We start from the raw sequence: 17844 nt of genomic DNA, 5'->3' as shown, positions 1-17844 counted from the left end.
TCCCTTTTTTACGGTGGAAAACACACCGACCTTTACTCATCCGTAAAAACAGCACATTCTCCCAAACTTCAATCACAGCCAAATTCGGGTACTTATTTTTAAGTAAAGCTAATGCAGAAGAATAGTTCATATGCAGCAGATTGAGCTAAACAGATTGTACACAACAACAGAGCCAGTCGCAACAGACCGGGGGTGAGGGGACTCAATCGCACCCCGGACAACAACGAACCCTAAACGACCCCAGTTGCACGCCGACGATTCGGTTTACCGATGTAAAGTATTCGGTTATCCGTACTTGACAAATACTATTTTGTATTTTATGCAATCGCTCGGGTCAATCGCCTCACGCACAGCACCGACTACTTCAATCGCTGGCTATTTTTGACGATTTCTCCGAATATCTTGCCAAAACTCATCTCGCGTTACCCCTTTCAGTAGATATTCTCGTTCTTTAGTGTAATCACCACTTCCCCATCCTACCTGTTATAGAAAGCGAATTGTATCAATTTGACCCAGATTATTGACCAAAACTTGATAAGCTTTTTTCTAAGCTCAATTGGTGTCATTGCTCATTTCTCCTTCTTGCTGAAAAATAGTCATTAACCAATTAACACGATTACTTAATCTTACCAACAGCCTATCTTGATAGCTATTTGCTTTTTTAAGCAAGCGATCGTCTGTCGTTAACAAGATATCCGCCTTCCCCCGTTCGGCACTAGCAATTTGACAGATTGAATGTTGGGTTGCGTTCCTTAACCCAACCTACAGACTGAGATTGCGATTGCCTAGTGTCTCGGAATTACTGCCCCACTGCAAATATCTGTTCTGCCGTCAAGTTTAACTCCGGGAAAGTTGGCGATCGCAGAATATCTTGACCCCTAAATAAATTGACCATATATTCTCCCTCCACTAAATGATAAACCAAAATTGTCGGTTGCTTGGGGTCTCCAATATAACGGCGACCTCCCAACCCCAAATAATCAACGATCCAATATTCAGCGATTTCTAATTTCTCATATTCTCCGAGCTTCATTAAATAATCATCCCGCCAATTCGTACTGACTACTTCTATAGCTAATTTAATACTCGTACCTTGAGTAATCGTGGATCGCTTTTTCCATAAAGACTCATTTTCTAGTGCATTAGAATCCAAGACCATCACATCAGGAATATAAGCCGATTTGTCCGAATCTATGGCTTTAATCAGCCCTTGTCGGGGAATAAAAAACGGCAAATTCAGGCGTTTAATTTCCACGCCCAGTTCCAAAGCCAGAAAACCAGCAACTTGTTCGTGAGTTCCCGTCGGTTGCATTTTAACGATCGCTCCATCATGCAATTCAAATCGACCCTGATAACCATCAGGATACCAGTCGAGAAACTCCTCTAAAGTCAATGAAATTTTCTGTTCTTCTGTCTCAGTCTTGACTGTTTCCTGGCTAAACATACCGTTCCTCCAAACTCTGTTGATTATCAATCAATACTTTAATTTTTTCGCCAATTCCCGGCTGGTCTTCGCCTCCTCCTCAAATTCAGCTTCCGTATAGTCAATCACAGCAAATCCCTGTTCGCCAATCAATCGATAAAACTCAAAACGACTGCATCCCAAAATATCCGAAGCAATTCCCGATGATATTTTCCCCTCCTCGTAGAGTTTGCCCAAAGCCAAAATCATCACCCTTCGCTTAAACCCCTCCGGTTCTTCACGACAAGCGACCAACAGTTCTTCTGGAAATTCAACGAAGAAGCTCATTTCTTCAGCCTGCTCAAAGTCTTGGGCAATTCTATACTATAGCGCGTAGCACTATATCCCCCATGATCTTAGAAATGGCGATACGGGCTACGCCCACGCTGCGCGAACGCATTACAGATAGAATATTGAGTTGCGTTCCTTTACCCCAAACCCCAAAGAGCGATCGCAGCCAACCAACAGATTCCGATTAAGAAAGCAAACAAAAGACAGTTAGAGATTCGGTTTCCCCAAACAAAGCATTCGGTTATCCGTACTTGACAAATATTATTTTATTAGTTCTGACTTGCTAAAATCAAACGATTCGGGTTCTGAGACGCTACGCGAGCGCATTTTCAGAATTACGGCCCCACTGCAAATATCTGTTCTGCCGTCAAGTTTAACTCCGGGAAAGTTGGCGTTCGCACAACATCTTGATCTCTAAATAAATAGATCTGCACCACCCGCTCGGCGATCGCATTTGAACACCTGCAAGCTAACACCAGCGATTGCACTCACAATTTTTCTAATTCCAATTCAAACATCCGAATCAATTGCCAACTGAGACGAATACCATTTTGGAGCAAACCCGACACCGACTCCTTAGCTTCCATGAAACTCGACCGACCCACCCTCACTCCCTAACCGTCAAGTGGTAGAATCTAAATCAATTCAGATTCAGTGAGATAGCGATGGAAGCTCTGCGAATCATTACCAAACCCGTCAACGGCCAACTGGTTATCGACCTGCCACCTTCACTCAGTAGCGAGCAACAATATGAAGTAATTATCCTAACCATCAGCTCAGGCGAATCAGTTACAACTTCACGACGTCGCCAACCCTCTCCAAAACTAGCAGGTACAGTTCACCTACTTGACGATCTAACCACACCTGCCACCCCAGAATCAGATTGGCAGTTATCCTGAGCAATGCTGTTACTTGACACCCATATCTGGATACGCTGGCAAAATCCCCAGCCCAGCAGTTTAGCTCTTTCTGAGAACCTAATTGAGCTGATTGAAACCGCTGAAAGTGTTGCTATTAGTGCAATTTCCTGCTGGGAACTTGGGCAACTGGTTAAACGTCAGCGGGTACAGCTTTCTCTTTCCCTTGATGAATGGGTAGCAACGGCTTTAGAAGGAGATATTGAGGTTTTACCAAAAAAAGCGGGTCAAAAGCCCCGTCGTTCACGACGGATTATGTTCGTGCTATGATGGGTTATCGTCAGCGACGACGACAAATTATGCTCGTATATGAAATGAAGCTGCAAGGAACATATTGCCAGTACCGAAGCTTGGATGAAGCCATTCGGACAGGTCTATTTGTTCGCAACAGCGTCATCAGAGCATGGTTAGACGGTCAAGTTAAAAGTCGCAACGATGCCTACAAGCACTGCAAGCTGTTGTCAGACAACCCAGAGTTTCCTTGGGCATCAAGGTTAAACTCAATGGCACGACAAGCACACGCAGAAAGAGCTTGGGCATCAATTGAAAGATTTTATCGGAATTGTAAGCAGAAAACACCAGGCAAGAAGGGGTTCCCAAAGTTTAAAAAGTATCAAGTCAGAGCATCTGTTGAATACAAGACATCAGGATGGAAACTTTCGGGAGACAGACGTTATTTAACGTTTACTGACAAGTTTCAAGCGGGTACGTTTAAGCTTTGGGGAAGCCGAAACCTGCACTATTATCAGTTAAAACAAATCAAACGAGTGAGGGTAATTAGAAGACATGACGGGTATTATGCTCAATTTCTAATAGATTATGAACGAGAGGAGAAAAAAGAACTAACAGGAAAACAAACAGGGCTAGATGTAGGTTTAAACTATTTCTACACAGATTGTTCTGGCAATCAAATAGATAATCCCCGATTTTTGAGAAAGGATGAACGCAAGCTGAAAAAGCTGCAACGTCGGTTATCTCGAACTCAAAAGAGCAGTCAAAATCGCCAAAAAGCCAGAAACAAATTAGGTAGAGCGCATCTCAAGGTTTCACGCAGGCGTAATGATTGGGCTTGTAAACTAGCCCAACACGTCATCCGGTCTAACGACTTGGTAGCGGTTGAAAACCTACGGATTCGCAACATGGTTAAAAATCATCATCTAGCCAAATCAATTAGCGATGCAGCTTGGTACAGATTTCGAGAATGGTTAGAATATATGGCGCGGGTTTATGGGGTTCCGGTGATTGCTGTTGAACCCGCATATACTTCTCAAAACTGTTCAAATTGTGGCGAGAAAGTTGTAAAAACTCTCAGTACGAGAACCCATGAATGCCCTCACTGTGGATATATCGCTGACCGGGATAAAAATGCCGCCAGAAATATATTGAAATCTGCATTAAAACAGCTATCAAATAAAGAAACGGATAAGAAATCGATTAACGGATTAATTTAACTGCGAGTATCAGAGATTTATGCTGTCCTACAGATAACTTAATCCGTTCTTCCGCTTAATATCTGTTTTTAAAATACCGCCGGGCAGGTGGTAATTAACGCCTCTGAAGAGAATGCCCTCTGCTCTGTTGGGGAAACTCAACCTAGTAAGTCAGCTCGTGGAAAGAGGAAGCCCAGACAGTGATGTTTGGAATCTCCGTTGTTTACGACGGAGAGGATGTCAACCATTGATCGTGACATTGCGATCAAAGCCTCTCAACTACCGGAGCATCATCGCGATCCGGCTGACCGAATTATCATTGCAACCGCTTTGATCTATGACGCTTCATTGGTTAGTCTAGACTCGATGTTTCCTCAGTATGCAGAGCTAAAGGGTCGCTTACTTCCCGGTTGATTTATTGATATCCTGGTAGGAGAGGGGCAGGGGGAGAGATCAGGTTAATCACTCCCTTCTCCTTGTAGGAGAGGGGTTGGGGGAGAGGTTAATATTAAAAAACTGACCCCAATACAACTAAGATAAAATACTAACTCAAGACTTCCACTTCAGTTAACCCCATGAAACTCGATCTCCACACCCTCACTCAGCAACACAACCTCACCCCACGCGGTATCATCCACATCGGCGCCTACGAAGGAAAAGACCTGAAACGCTACCCAACTCCCGACACCGCCAAAATACTGCTGATAGAAGCCAACCCCGCAGCTTGCGAACACCTGCAAGCCAACTTCGCCGACAAGCCTAATATTATTATCTCTCAGACTGCGATCGCCAACCCCAACCACCCCGTTACCCTCAAGCTAACTTCTATCGAGTCTAATAGTTCTATCCTCCCCCTAACCGGATACCGGGAAATTTACCCCAACCTGAAAGTCACCCAAGAAATTACCGTAGAGTCCCGCAGTCTCGATACCCTTCTCAGTGAACTGAACCTGCGTCCAGTAGACTTTAACTTTCTTTATCTTGATATTCAGGGGGCGGAACTTTTAGCCCTGCAAGGTGCGACTCAACTGCTAAAATACATTGAAGCGATTTACACTACTGTTAGCTACGAGGAGTTATTCGAGGGAGGCGCCCTCCGAAACCAAGTTGATGCTTTTCTAACCGAACATCACTTTGTTCGTGTCGCCGAAGCTAACCCCTACCATCCCGCTTGGGGTGAGGCGTTCTACCTCCGCAAACAAGTTATTACCCACTCTACCCTCGATCAAACTCAGGACTTTAGCGACCAACTTTTTCAGTACGCTTTCCTCAAACTCTACGCCCAACAATACAACCTGAAAGTCGAAACTCCCGCTTGGGTCGGACAGCAACTTTTTGGTCACGCAGACCCGCCAATTTCCCAAGAATTCCCCCCACTGCAACAAGAAAATGATACGCTTCGGGAAGCTTTAATGACCCACATCGAAAACCCGATAGCCAACGTTGATTTTCGGGGTGATTTTCAATACCATACCCGCTACTATGCCCCCCACAAAAGTGAATTTTGCGCCCTATTTCAACCCACGACCGAACTCAAAGGTTCTCTACAAACGGCTCTCAAGACCTTGCGTTCTCAGGGTAAAATCCTGGTGGGAATTTATCTCGAATATCACGAAAAAACTCCCGTTATTCCGATTGTTTGGTATTTAGAATGGTTGCGGGGTTTCTGGGAAACTCTCGACAAACCTATTCTCTATATTGCTAGCAATGAACCTGAAAAAATTCCCCCGGTAGAATTTTCAGAGTACAGTCCAATTACGACGAAAGATTTAGAAGTTGACTGTGCGATCGCTGCTTTTTATCCCGATTTTTACCTCTTGAGTTCTTGTGATGCGGTTGCTATTTCTAACAGCACGTTTGGCTTTGTTGCTTGTCTGCTGAACACACAAGGTCAATATTTCTTCCGTCCTCATCTCACCGCAGAAAAGCTGATTCCCTTCAATCCCTGGAATAGCGAACCGACTCTAAAGTTCACGGAAGATTCTTCATCGGTGACTGCTGCTATTGTCGTTGAAAGCAAATTGCATCAAATTCAGGAAGAATTGGAACAGTTGCAATCAGACTATCAACACAATCAAGCGGAATTAGAACAAACCCACTCTCAGTTACATCAAAGTCAAACCGAACTTGAGCAGTTAAAAATTCAGCATAATCAAATTATAGAAGAATGGGAAAAATCAAAAATTCAAGTCCAAACTGTTCACAAAGAGTTGGAAACATCTCAAACTCATTCCCAAAAACTGCAAACGGAACTAGAACAATCTCAAACTCATTCCCAACAATTGCAAACTCAATTAGAAGAATCTCAAGTTCAATCTCAACAACTGCAAACTCAATTAAAAGACTCTCAAACTCAATTAAAAGACTCTCAAACTCATTCCCAACAACTGCAAACTCAACTAGAAGAATCTCAAACTCATTCCCAACAACTGCAAACGGAACTAGAACAATCTCAAACTCATTCCCAACAACTGCAAACTCAACTAGAAGAATCTCAAACTCATTCCCAACAACTGCAAACGGAACTAGAACAATCTCAAACTCATTCTCAACAACTGCAAACTCAATTAGAACAATCTCAAACTCATTCCCAACAACTACAAACGGAACTAGAAGAATCCCAAGTTCAATCTCAACAACTGCAAACGGAACTAGAAGAATCTCAAACTCAACTCAAACAACTTGAAGATCAGTTGAAAAAAACTCAGTCTCAGCAACAACAAACTCAACAAGAACTCGATGAATCTCGCTCAGAACTTCATCAAACTCGCGAAGAATTAGAACTAACTCAGTTTCAACTTGATGAAATTCAAGTTGAACTAGAACAGTCTCAATCTCAACTTCATCAGACCAAACAAGAGTTAGAAGAAGCTCAATCAAAACTTCAAAAAACCCAAGTTGAACTGCAAAATCAGCCGAAAACTAATTATGCTGAACACGTCAAAGCCTTGGCGAAAATTTTAGCAGAAACCCTATAAAGATGAAGCCGTTTTAAATAGGATTAAGACAAAGGATCTTATTCAACAGTCTAGTAAGCTTGATTGATTTGTTGCTGTCTATCTTCTGGGAACTGAGTTTTGTCTAGTAATGCTTCTCCTAGATTGCGATAGAATTCTAAGTGAACAGCGTCACCTTGAAGTTCAATGTAGCGTTGAAAACAGGCGACTGCCTCTGTCCGTTGTCCGACTATTTGTAAAAGTTGTCCAAGAACATGATAAAATTCAGCTTGTTCGGGCTGTTTTTGAATGCGATCGCGATATTCAATGATTTTAGCTTGTTGCTGTTCTTGTGATAATTTATGGTGGTCAGCAAAGAAAGTCTTAGAGGAGAATTCGGGATTGATTTCAGTGGCTTTTTGATAAACTGCGATCGCTTCTGTCGATAAACCCTGTTGAGTTAAAACGGCTGCTAAGTTATGATAAGTCCAGGCTGATTGAGGATTTAACTGAATTGCTTGACGATAAGCGACTATTGCCTCCTCCAACCGCCCTTGTTGAGTGAGTGCTTCTGCTAAATTATGATAAGCCCAAGAAAAGCAAGGATTTTCTTCAATGGCTTTTTGGTAAGCAACAACTGCTTCGTCTAGTTTTCCGGCTCTTAAACGTTCATTGGCAATTTGAAAACTACTCATTTTTGATTTAATTCACCTGTTCATGGATGATGAACTCGCCCAAATCCAACGAATTCAAACTCAATTAAATGTCTCTCTGTCCCGACTGAAATCAAGTTTAGCAGAAACAGAAATTTTAGATTCTACTCGGGCTAAAACTCTAGATAATAAAATCAACAATTCCTCGGTTAAACCCATCTTATTTTACCGCAGTTTTACTGGGTTGAGCGGCGGACATTTAAAAGTTTGGGATTATTTTAATCATGTTTTTCATACGTCTAACTTTATTTCTTATATTTATTTTTATTCTCGGCCAACCTGTTGGGATGAAAGCAACCCTTGGTTAACAACAGATCCGAGATTAATTTTATCTCAACCCATTAAAAATCCCAGTGCAATATTTATTGATGGTTTAGACTGGCTTCAGTTTGAACGCAAGTTTATAGAATCTCCAACCATACCAATTCTTAATTTAATTCAAGGGATTCGTCATACTTATCCCGAAGATCCTCGATATGCTTTTCTGAACAAAAAAGCTATCCGAATTTGTGTTAGTGAGGAGATTAAAGAAAGCTTATTGAAATGTAGTCAAGTTAACGGGCCGTTATTTGTGATTCCGAATGGCTTAAATTTGCAGGGTTTCTCTCAACCTTTACCAACTGCTGAAAAAAAAGAGGAAATTTTAATTTCAGCCTTCAAAGAACCCCAACTGGGATTTCAGTTAAAACAAGAACTTCAAGCCCAAGGGAAAAAAGTCAAATTGTTGTTCGCTCAACAAAGCAGATCGGATTACCTTTGTCAACTAAACCGGGCTAAAATTACTATCTTTTTACCCAATTATACAGAGGGCGAAGGATTTTATCTCCCCGCTTTGGAAGGGATGGCTCTGGGAACAATCGTGATTTGTCCCGATTGTATTGGCAACCGATCTTTTTGTTTACCGAGTTATAATTGCTTCCGTCCAGATTATAATATAAAAAGTATTCTGAATGCTGTTGAGGCAGCCTCACAGTTATCGGTTACTCAAATCGAACGCATGGTCACAAAAGCCCAGCAAACGGCAAATCAGCACAGTTTAGTGGAAGAACAACAAGCCTTTTTAGAGATTCTAGAGAATATCGAAAACCTCTGGCATTCATCTTCATAAAAAGACCGAAGGCTAAAACTGGAGGCTCTGAAATTTTTGAGAGAAAGTTTTGAGAGAAATTTTCACTTTTTTCCAATGACTGACACAATAAGAGTTTAGTAAGCTTGCATTGAGAGAATCAACCCATGAACCCATCAAAAACCACAGCAAAATCATCAGTTCTAGTTATTGCAGGAATGCACCGTTCCGGTAGTTCATTGACAACATCCTTGCTACAAAGTGCAGGATTGCATATTGGACGAAATTTATTAGGTTCAAACAGAGGAAATGACAAAGGTCATTTTGAAAATGTAGATTTTCTCAAACTTCACGAAGCCATTTTGCGATCGCAGGGAATTTCCCATGAAGGATGGACGTTGCAAGAAAACATCAGCGTTGAGGAACAGTTTGTCGCCCAAGCTAAAGAAATTGTCACCAAAAATGCTGTCAGTTCAATTTGGGGATGGAAAGAACCCCGAACTACACTTTTCTTGGAGTTTTGGGCTGATTTGCTCCCAGAAGCAAACTTTTTGTTAATCTATCGTAACCCTTGGGATGTTGTGGATTCTCTCTATCGGAGAAGCGATCAAACCTTTCAACAAGAACCGGAACTGGCTGTAAAATTCTGGCTGCATTACAACCAAAAAATTATTAACTTTTACAACTATTTTTCCCGCCGTTGTCTGCTAGCAAATATACAAGAAATCATTCAATATTCAGCGCAATATGTTGATGTTATCAATGAAAAATTTGCAAGTAAACTGTTAAAACCAGCCTCAAATATCTACGATCCCAGTGCTTTCACAACCCAAGATTTAGAAGGAAATCGACCGAGTTTAATTGAGCATTATTTTCCAGAAGCAATTGAAATGTATCAGGAACTTGAAGCCCGAGCTTGGCAACCGAATGAATTAATGGATCTCTCCTGGCGGGATAAGATTAAGTCTTCTCCTTATCGAGTTTCTGCATTTCAAGATTGGAAAAATCTCAAACAGGCTGAAGCAAAAAATCAGGTCGTTACCGACGAGTTAAAGGAAGTCAAACTGCAACTGGCTCAAACTCAAGACGAATTGCAAAAGACTCGACTAGAACTAGAGCAAAGATATTCTCAACTTCACCAAGTTCAAGAAGAATTAGAACAGTTTCAATTACAATTTAAACAGGTTCAAGGAGAAGCCGAGAAAGCTCGTTTCCAGCAAACTATTGCCTATCAAGGTGACGATAAACATGAGTTATTAGTGTGGAGTGCGTGGCAAGCTTATCAAAATAAAGATGAAGCGGGAATGGCTAAATATCTTCAGCAATCTTTGAAACATAAACCGTTTTCTCCGACTGAAACTGTTCTGAAATGGATTGAGAGTTTTACCCGATTTTCAGCAGAACAGGGCGAACAGCTTGATACTCATTCCCTTGTTAACTCGGAAGAATGGCAACAATTAATGCGCCGTTGTATGATGAGGAATTTAGCGTTTTCTAGAAATGGGAAGTAATTGAAAGTTTAGTTAAAGTTTAGTCCGGATTAATAAACTTAATCTGGACTCTTTCTAGAAGAATATATTGTCCATTTTGCAGAACAGCTTGCAGTATAAGTTGATCTTTCCCCCGAATTTGATTGATTTCTATTGTTGTACAAAATCCACAGTTTTCTGCTAACTTCCGGTCGGGATATCGTTTCAAAATATCGGGACGAAACCAATTACAGGGAAATGTTTTCAGCACTTTTCCCATGCTATCAATCACTTGCATGGCAATAATAGATGAATCTTTGGCGATCGCCCAACCGATAAACTGAATTGTATTTATTCGGGTTAAAATTCCCGGTTGAGGAACTTCCAAAGCAAAATCAAAAATTTCATCACACGAGGCTTTCAAACTAGAAATTTCTTGAATTTCAACGTTGGCAAACTGTTTAATGCTATAACCAAACTGAGAAAGGCTTAAATTAGGATTATAGCAAGGATCGTGGTCTATAAATTTTCTCCATCGCTGTTTCATCAATGTAACCTCTTCCATGTAGCAATGCAGCTTTTCGGGAGTATCTTCAAAACCTCTACTTTTTGATTCGTGGTGATATAAAATAACATGAGATAAATAGAGATTACGGTAGCCCTGCTGTAACAATTTTAGACAGAAATCAACATCATTATAAGCGATAGCCAACTGTTCATCAAAGCCACCGACTCTTTCAAATACTTCTCGGCGACACATCAAACAAGCTGCGGTTACTGCTAAATAATTATTCGTAGAAGCAATTTGACCATAATATCCCGGTTGGTTTGCTTCAAAATATTGGTGGCTATGGGCTGCTACATCTCTCATTCCTATCACAACTCCTCCGTGTTGAATGGTATCATCTGGATAGAGTAATAAAGTCCCTACTGCACCAATAGATGGTCTTTGTGCTTGTTCAACCATTGCTTCTATCCAGTCCGATGTTATTACCTCGGTATCATTATTTAAAAACAGTAAATAATCCCCTTTTGCTTGACTAACAGCGTAGTTATTCAGCTTAGAATAGTTAAAGGGAATATCTAATTGACAACACTTAAATCGAGAATATTCTTTCTCTTTCCATTTAGCAATCACTTTATGTGTGTAATCTTCAACACTACCATTATCAATTAAAATGACTTCATAGTTGGGATAGGTACTCTTAGTAAAAATTGATTCTAAACATCTATCCAGAATTTCACCTAAATCTCGGGTGGGAATAATAATACTAACTTTTTTATATTCTGTAATTTTGTAGCGAACTCTATAATGTCCTGGAAATCCTTGAACCTGTTGAACGACTCCATTTTCACCTCGTCTATTAATAGCATCCTGTAATGCTTTTAAACCCGCTTGATAAGCATAGGGTTTAGCTTCTATTCCTGAAGCCGCAGACTCAGAATGAATTCTCCAATGATAGAGAACTTTCGGAATATGAAATATTTTATCTGTTTTTTCTGTAATTCTTAGAACTAAATCATAATCTTGACTTCCCTCATAACCGATTCTAAAATTACCCACTTGGTTGACTAATTCTCGTCGATAAATACCCAAATGACAGGTATACATCCGAGATAAAAATGAATCGGGACACCAATCTGGCTTGAAAAATGGACTATCTAATTGATCCTTTTCATTTAATTTATCCTCATCGGAATAAATCATATCTGCTTCAGAATGCTGATTTAATAAATGTACAACTTCGTACAACGCATCCGGCGTTAATACATCATCGTGATCCAATAATGCAATAAATTCTCCTGTTGCTAGTTCTAACGCAGAATTAGAAGAAGCGGAAATATGACCGTTTTGTGTTCTAAAAACAACTTTAATCCGGCTATCTTTAGCTTGATATTCTACTAATATAGGTTGAATAGACGAACGGGTTGAGGCATCATCAGCGATACAAAGTTCCCAATTGGGATAAACTTGATCGATAACAGATTGAATGGCTTCTCGCAGAAAACGTTCAGAGGTATTATATACAGGCATAATCACACTAATTAGAGGCTTATCCCTGAAGCTTTCTACAGCCTCAGACATCTGTTTTAAATCCTCTGTTGTGGGAGTATTGTATTTCAGCCATTCTTGATATAAATCCGAGGGTTCAAGCGGTGGTAACTCCTGATTTAAGAGGATTTTTTTTTTCTAACACCTTACCCAATTGATAAGTAATATTAGCATCTTCTGGTTCTAACTGTTGTGCCATTTGATAGAATACAATCGCCCCATCTAACTGATTAAATCGGACTAAGGTATCGGCTAACTGACAGTATAATTGAGCGTCATCGGGTTTAATTTCTAAGGCTTTGTGATAGATGGCAACGTGATCGGGATTTTGTTGGATAACTTGGCGATAATAACCCAACGCTTCGTTTAAGTCTATCATCGCTCGTTCCCGCAACGCATCGGCTAATTTTTCTTCAATTGCCGGTAAATCTGACTGCAATTTTTGGGCGTTTCGATAGGCGACAACGGCTTCTTCCCAGTTTTCTAACTTCGCTAATACTTCCCCTAAATTGTAGTGTGACCAAGGAAATTCGGGGTTTAATTCAGTGGCTTTGCGATAGGGAATAACCGCTTCTTCCCAACGTTCTAACTTAACGAGTGCATCGGCTAAACTGTTGTGTGACCAAGAAAATTCGGGGTTTAATTCTATCGCTTTCTGGTAAGATTCTATCGCTTCTGACCACCGTTCTAACTTGAATAAAACCTCGGCTAACCCGTTATGAACCCACCAGACATCGGCTTTTAATTCAACTGCTCGATGATAAGCAGAAATCGCGTCTTCAAACTGTTCTTTATCCCGTAATAAATCAGCAAGTTTCTGATAGGCTTCCTCGGAATTAGAATCTAATTCAGTTGCTTTTTGATAGGCTTGAATCGCTGCTTCTGTGTCTCCCGTTTGAAGCAAAGCATCGGCTAAACACTTATAGGCTTCTGCATCTGCATTTCCGTCTAACTGCATCGCCTGACGCAATATAGAACCCGCTTCTTGCCATTGTTCTTGTTTGGCTAATACTTTTCCTAAACTGTAGTAGGAAGCAGCATTAGGATTAAGTTGAATAGCTTTCTGATAGGCAACGACTGCTTCTTTTAACTGCCATTGTTGCTTGAAAATCTCCCCGACTTGATGATAAGCTAAAGCATTATTGGGGTTTAACTCTAGTAGCTTTTTATAGATTTCAAGTGCTTCTTGGGTTTCTTCCTGTTGGGCTAACAGTTGAGCTAAACTCTGATAAAAATGGGGTTGTTTGGGTTCAAGTTCTGTCGCTTTCCGGTAAGATTGCAAAGCGTTAACAGCATCTCCTTGTAAGCGTTGAATTTCGCCAATTCCGTGATAAGCACCTGCTAACTGAGGGTTTAACCGCAAAGCATGACGATAACAACTCATTGCGGCTTGTAGTTGCCCTTGTTGTAAACGGGTATTTCCGAGTTTCAGATGATCTTCTGGGGTGGCTTTTTCCGGTTCTAACTCGTAGGCTTTTTCTAAACAATGAGAGGCTTTTTGATGATCTCCCATGTCAGTAAAGATTTTGGCAACGTTGCGATAAGCCCCTGCAAAATCAGGCTTTTGAGTAATCGCTTGTTGATAGTAAGAAATTGCTTTTTCTAACCGTTCCTGTTGGGCGTATAAACTCCCTAAATTGGCATGAACTTCGGGATAATTGGGTTGAATGGCTAAGGCTTTTTCATAGGAACGAATTGCCGCAGAAATCTCACCCAACAGATGTAAAGCATTACCTTGAATTTTATAAGCAACGGCTAAATCGGGCTGAATTTTTAACGCTTGTTGACAAGTATTAATTGCCGCTTCCCATTTGTGAATTGCACAAAATGCTGTGGCTTTTGCGATTAATTCTTCGGGTTTAGGCGGTTTAGGTTGTGAAGGAGGCTTAACGGAATTTGCAGCACCATTTTGAGTTGAACTCACGGCTGCGGCTAAGGTATCTGCGGGGGGAATTTCTTGGGGTTTCTGGGCTGCGGCTAAGGTATCTTCGGGTGTATTGAAAACGGTTATATTCTGTTGTAGATTTTGTGAGGAATTTAGTTCAATTGCCTTGCGATAATAGGGGGTTGCCTCGCGCATATTCCCCTGTTTTTTTAACGCATCTGCTAAACTTTGATAAGCGGCTGATAGATTGGGATCGCTAGAAATTGCATTGCGATAACAGGTAATTGCTTCTTCGAATTGAGCCTGCTGTATTAACGCATTTCCAAGCTTTAAATGTTCGGCTGCTGTTACTTGTTGCGGTTCGAGAGTATAGGCTTTATACAAACATTGATTAACTTTTTGCGGTTGATTGAGTTGTGTCCAAACTCGTGCTACATTCCGATAGGCTCCGGCAAAATCGGGCTTGATCGTGATCGCTTTTTGATAACATTCTAGAGCCTGTTGCCACTGTTGAGCTTGAGCGTGGATACTGCCCAGATTGGCGTGAACTTCTGCCCAATTCGGTTGCAACTGCAACGTCTGAGTATAGTACCGTTGCGCTTCTTCTAACTGACCTTGACGCAACAGCACATCCCCAATTAACTTATACCCTGGGGCGTGTTTCGGCTGAATTTTCAACAGTTGCTCGGCTGCTTTGCGGGCATCCTCAAATTGACTTTGTTTCAAGTAGGCTTCAGCCTGTTGCTCTAGGAAAGCAACGCTTTTACGCAGGATATCTTCGGCTCGCATCGGTTGATTTTGTTTAGACACATTCATGGGAATTCCCCACTGTTTATTGTAGTATTTTTGGCGTCACAAATAAAAAAATATTTTTTTGATCTGTGTTAGACGTACCCTCGCCCCTATGCTTGAGTTAATCCTTGAGTTTCATCTGCTGAATTAACCGCTTGAGAGTGCTGATATTCACCCAAATATCTTCAATTAGCGGGTTTGGATACATCATACTCCGAATGGGATAACAAACAAATCCAACTCCGGTTAACGAGTAATGTTCCAACCCCAGATATTGACTAATGACCCGATAATAATATCGTTCATAATGGGGTGATATAAATTCTATCACTTTAACTTCTTTACTACAAAAAACAATATTTGTCAAACCGCTTCCATGAGCCGCAACAATCACTTTCGCCTGGGAAAATAATTGAACTTGCTCAGAAAATGACATCGACTCCAAAAAAACTTCTACAAACCCCAACGGCTTTAATACCTCCATCACTTCAGTTTCATTCATCACTTGTCGGTGTCTCGCCTTCGCCCGACTGATGTAAATTCGTTCCGGATTTTCGGCTTTTTTCTGAACGGTTAACGGCAGAAACGTATCTCGCAGAAATTCAATTGCCCACGGATGTAACCACCCCAAATATCCAGCAAAAGAAGGCACAATTAACTGTTCGGCTTGCAGATGACAATCCCGATCACTTTCTAAGATTTTCTCAGTCGGTATTCCCAATATATTCAACGTTTCTCGCTGAAAAGGAAGTTGATAACTATTCACCAAAAACCAGTCAATCTCCTCTAATTTTATCTCACTTTTACGCAAGAGTTCAATCCGAGGTAAAACATCAACCATCCAATGAAAATAAATATGCCCGGAGAGTCCAGATAATACTGCAACCGATCCTTTTACTAATTTTATGGGTGGTAAATTTTGCTGTTGAAAAACTTGATGATTCTGAGGATTATACCCTTGACATCCCGGAAGTTCACCCGGATATTCCCGAGAAACATCCGCTAATAATTGGTTGTCAGGTGTTAGAATTGCGATCGCTTTACAAACCATCCAATAATTTTCTTGAGGAACAATCCAAACCCGTCCATTTGGAATCATCGCCACAAAGGTTTCAAAATTATGAATTGGAACCTGTTTTTCGGGTGAATTTTTATAAATTCCTTGTCCTAAATTAGTTAACTCTAACTGTTGAAAAATTTGCTTTAAACAGGGTTGACATTCCAAACCTCCACAGTTTTGAGAAGAAGTTGGGGAAGCGGGGGAAGCGGGGGAAGTTGGGGAAATAGAAATATACTTAACTGCTGACTGTAAAACCTGTTTGGGAGGTTGCTGCTGCGGTGAAATTTCCTCACATAAATCAGGGAGTTTAGCAATCAAATTAGTGGGATAAGTTCGACTTTCCTGTAACACTTTGGTATAATAATAAATAGCAGTTTCCCAACGGTTTTGTTTTTCAGCAATATAACCTAAAAGTAAATCAATTTCTGCTATCGACTGATGAGTTTTATCACGTCTTGCTTGGGCTAAATGACAAATCGCAATCGCTAGATTCCACTGCTTTTGTTGAAGAAAACAATAAGCTAACCGCCAGTAGATTTCTACTCGCCGCGGCTGAAGTTGTAAGGCATTTTGATAATGTCTTGCGGCTTGATCAAATTTACCATATTGCGTTAAAGCATTTCCTAAATGCACGTTAAACTGAATGAAATGATCATAGAGGTGTAAATTGTCAGACGATTCTCTAGACTGATCAGAGGCGTTAAAGTTCCCGGAATTGAAGTTAATTTGTTGTAAACTGCGGAGGAAACGAACACAAGCATTTTTTGCAAGTTGCCACTCATCCGCTTCTGTTTCTGAAATCGACATAGACTCAAACCGACGACAATAGGCTTCTACAAATTTAGGATCTAAAGCAATTGCTTTTTGATAGTAAACCATCGCCTGATCAAATTGACCTTGTTTTTGTAGAGAATAACCGCAGTCACTATAGGCGAGAATATTTTTAGGCGTTTGTTCGATAGCTTTTTGAAAATAATCAACGGCTCTTTTATAATGATTATGCTGTTGGTAAAGTTTGGCTAAATTGAGGTAAGCTATTGTCAAACTGGGTTGAAGTTCTAGGGCGCGATGATAAGCTTTAATCGCTTGACCTTTTTTTTCGAGTGCCAGCCAAGCCTGACCCAGATTATTATAAAGTATTGCCCATTCTGGTTTTTGATTAATCGCTTTTTGGAAGATTTCAACAGCGTCTAGGAATTGTTGTTTCTCAATCAGCAGACAGCCCAAAGTATTGTAGGCTTCTGTATAATTTGAATCGATATTAATCACTCTTTTAAGGAGTTTAATAGCCTGATCAACTTGAGATTGACTATTAAAAACAAGGGCTAAACCTAGATAAGCTTTAACAAATTTAGGGTTTTTTGTAATTACTTTTTGATAGCTCGCAATAGATGAGGTAAAATTTCCTTGTTGATAAAAAGCCTCTCCCAGATGGTAATATAGAGCTATCCAGCTTGTTTGGAGTTTAATCGCAGTTTGATAAAGTAGCACGGCATCATCAATCCATCCAGCATTGCGATAAAGTTGGGCAAGATGAGCATAAGCTACTGCATCGTCGGGTTGTAGTTCAATGGCTTTTGCATAGGCTAAAGCGGCTTCAGTTAACTGTTCTTGAACTTCTCGGATATTGCCTAAAATTCGATAGGCAACGGCACAACGGGGAGATAGACGGAGAACTTGTTGACAAATTTCTATAGAACTCTCAATTTTTCCCTGTTCCAAATGGGAAAGAGCAAGTTGAAGTTGTAATTCAATCTTCATTTTTAACCC

15 protein-coding genes are annotated in these 17844 nt (G+C 40.6%); 8 read left to right on the top strand and 7 right to left on the bottom strand.

Annotated features, from left to right (window positions below; all coding sequences use genetic code 11):
* Positions 1-799: 799 nt before the first annotated feature.
* Together L8106_RS25945 and L8106_RS25940 are read right to left on the bottom strand one after the other, a co-directional pair.
* The gene (locus L8106_RS25945; protein ID WP_009787500.1) at positions 800-1444 is read right to left on the bottom strand and encodes a Uma2 family endonuclease; all 645 of its coding nucleotides are present in this window, start codon (positions 1442-1444) and stop codon (positions 800-802) included.
* A 30-nt stretch (positions 1445-1474) separates the two neighbouring features.
* Complete coding sequence (locus tag L8106_RS25940; protein ID WP_009787499.1) at positions 1475-1750, bottom strand: UPF0175 family protein; 276 nt, start codon at positions 1748-1750, stop codon at positions 1475-1477.
* A 62-nt stretch (positions 1751-1812) separates the two neighbouring features.
* Between L8106_RS25940 and L8106_RS34290 the strand changes: the two genes are divergently transcribed.
* Positions 1813-1941 carry a hypothetical protein gene (locus L8106_RS34290; RefSeq protein WP_255348899.1) on the top strand — a complete coding sequence of 43 codons (129 nt, stop codon included), beginning with the start codon at positions 1813-1815 and terminating at the stop codon, positions 1939-1941.
* A gap of 147 nt (positions 1942-2088) precedes the next feature.
* Here the strand turns inward: L8106_RS34290 and L8106_RS33255 are convergent, their stop codons facing one another.
* On the bottom strand, positions 2089-2229 hold the full coding sequence (locus tag L8106_RS33255) for a hypothetical protein (protein ID WP_198013002.1): 141 nt from the start codon (positions 2227-2229) through the stop codon (positions 2089-2091).
* A gap of 189 nt (positions 2230-2418) precedes the next feature.
* On the opposite strand from L8106_RS33255, the gene L8106_RS25935 reads away from it, so the two are divergent.
* The 5 genes from L8106_RS25935 to L8106_RS30045 all read left to right on the top strand — a co-directional run bounded on the left by L8106_RS25935 (position 2419) and on the right by L8106_RS30045 (position 7078).
* On the top strand, positions 2419-2652 hold the full coding sequence (locus L8106_RS25935; RefSeq protein ID WP_009787497.1) for a hypothetical protein: 234 nt from the start codon (positions 2419-2421) through the stop codon (positions 2650-2652).
* Positions 2653-2655: 3 nt separating this feature from the next.
* A complete protein-coding gene (locus L8106_RS33970) occupies positions 2656-2940 on the top strand; it encodes a PIN domain-containing protein (protein WP_009787496.1) in 285 nt (94 codons plus the stop codon).
* Between the two features lie 29 nt (positions 2941-2969).
* Positions 2970-4121, top strand: coding sequence for an RNA-guided endonuclease TnpB family protein (locus L8106_RS25925; RefSeq protein ID WP_039897295.1), 1152 nt, complete (start codon positions 2970-2972; stop codon positions 4119-4121).
* Positions 4122-4337: 216 nt separating this feature from the next.
* A complete protein-coding gene (locus L8106_RS31085) occupies positions 4338-4514 on the top strand; it encodes a PIN domain-containing protein (protein WP_009787494.1) in 177 nt (58 codons plus the stop codon).
* 161 nt (positions 4515-4675) lie between these two features.
* Positions 4676-7078, top strand: coding sequence for an FkbM family methyltransferase (locus L8106_RS30045; protein ID WP_009787493.1), 2403 nt, complete (start codon positions 4676-4678; stop codon positions 7076-7078).
* A gap of 50 nt (positions 7079-7128) precedes the next feature.
* On the opposite strand, the gene L8106_RS25905 is transcribed toward L8106_RS30045, so the two are convergent.
* On the bottom strand, positions 7129-7731 hold the full coding sequence (locus tag L8106_RS25905; protein ID WP_009787492.1) for a tetratricopeptide repeat protein: 603 nt from the start codon (positions 7729-7731) through the stop codon (positions 7129-7131).
* Positions 7732-7753: 22 nt separating this feature from the next.
* Here L8106_RS25905 and L8106_RS25900 point away from each other — a divergent pair, with 22 nt between their 5' ends.
* Both L8106_RS25900 and L8106_RS25895 read left to right on the top strand, forming a co-directional pair.
* A complete protein-coding gene (locus tag L8106_RS25900; protein ID WP_009787491.1) occupies positions 7754-8857 on the top strand; it encodes a hypothetical protein in 1104 nt (367 codons plus the stop codon).
* A gap of 125 nt (positions 8858-8982) precedes the next feature.
* Complete coding sequence (locus tag L8106_RS25895; protein ID WP_009787490.1) at positions 8983-10326, top strand: sulfotransferase; 1344 nt, start codon at positions 8983-8985, stop codon at positions 10324-10326.
* A gap of 19 nt (positions 10327-10345) precedes the next feature.
* Here L8106_RS25895 and L8106_RS34665 read toward each other — a convergent pair whose 3' ends face one another.
* The 3 genes from L8106_RS34665 to L8106_RS25885 all read right to left on the bottom strand — a co-directional run bounded on the left by L8106_RS34665 (position 10346) and on the right by L8106_RS25885 (position 17835).
* Complete coding sequence (locus L8106_RS34665) at positions 10346-12370, bottom strand: glycosyltransferase (RefSeq protein ID WP_369749652.1); 2025 nt, start codon at positions 12368-12370, stop codon at positions 10346-10348.
* Between the two features lie 64 nt (positions 12371-12434).
* Positions 12435-15038, bottom strand: coding sequence for a tetratricopeptide repeat protein (locus L8106_RS34660; protein WP_009787488.1), 2604 nt, complete (start codon positions 15036-15038; stop codon positions 12435-12437).
* Between the two features lie 97 nt (positions 15039-15135).
* Positions 15136-17835, bottom strand: coding sequence for a tetratricopeptide repeat protein (locus L8106_RS25885; RefSeq protein ID WP_009787487.1), 2700 nt, complete (start codon positions 17833-17835; stop codon positions 15136-15138).
* Between the last annotated feature and the right edge of the window lie 9 nt (positions 17836-17844).

The sequence above is a fragment of the Lyngbya sp. PCC 8106 genome (assembly GCF_000169095.1).
Lineage (GTDB): Bacteria > Cyanobacteriota > Cyanobacteriia > Cyanobacteriales > Microcoleaceae > Capilliphycus.
The sequence above is the reverse complement of the archived record's forward strand: the minus strand, read 5'-3'. Positions and strand labels throughout refer to the sequence as shown.

Excerpts from the sequence above, each read along its gene's own strand:
- L8106_RS25925 (WP_039897295.1), top strand. The coding sequence starts at position 2,970 with ATGCTCGTATATGAAATGAAGCTGCAAGGAACATATTGCCAGTACCGA.
- L8106_RS25900 (WP_009787491.1), top strand. The coding sequence starts at position 7,754 with ATGGATGATGAACTCGCCCAAATCCAACGAATTCAAACTCAATTAAAT.
- L8106_RS25940 (WP_009787499.1), bottom strand. The coding sequence starts at position 1,750 with ATGAGCTTCTTCGTTGAATTTCCAGAAGAACTGTTGGTCGCTTGTCGT.
- L8106_RS30045 (WP_009787493.1), top strand. The coding sequence starts at position 4,676 with ATGAAACTCGATCTCCACACCCTCACTCAGCAACACAACCTCACCCCA.
- L8106_RS34665 (WP_369749652.1), bottom strand. The coding sequence starts at position 12,370 with ATGTCTGAGGCTGTAGAAAGCTTCAGGGATAAGCCTCTAATTAGTGTG.
- L8106_RS25905 (WP_009787492.1), bottom strand. The coding sequence starts at position 7,731 with ATGAGTAGTTTTCAAATTGCCAATGAACGTTTAAGAGCCGGAAAACTA.
- L8106_RS31085 (WP_009787494.1), top strand. The coding sequence starts at position 4,338 with ATGTCAACCATTGATCGTGACATTGCGATCAAAGCCTCTCAACTACCG.
- L8106_RS33970 (WP_009787496.1), top strand. The coding sequence starts at position 2,656 with ATGCTGTTACTTGACACCCATATCTGGATACGCTGGCAAAATCCCCAG.
- L8106_RS25945 (WP_009787500.1), bottom strand. The coding sequence starts at position 1,444 with ATGTTTAGCCAGGAAACAGTCAAGACTGAGACAGAAGAACAGAAAATT.
- L8106_RS25885 (WP_009787487.1), bottom strand. The coding sequence starts at position 17,835 with ATGAAGATTGAATTACAACTTCAACTTGCTCTTTCCCATTTGGAACAG.
- L8106_RS34290 (WP_255348899.1), top strand. The coding sequence starts at position 1,813 with ATGATCTTAGAAATGGCGATACGGGCTACGCCCACGCTGCGCGAACGC.
- L8106_RS34660 (WP_009787488.1), bottom strand. The coding sequence starts at position 15,038 with ATGAATGTGTCTAAACAAAATCAACCGATGCGAGCCGAAGATATCCTG.
- L8106_RS25935 (WP_009787497.1), top strand. The coding sequence starts at position 2,419 with ATGGAAGCTCTGCGAATCATTACCAAACCCGTCAACGGCCAACTGGTT.
- L8106_RS25895 (WP_009787490.1), top strand. The coding sequence starts at position 8,983 with ATGAACCCATCAAAAACCACAGCAAAATCATCAGTTCTAGTTATTGCA.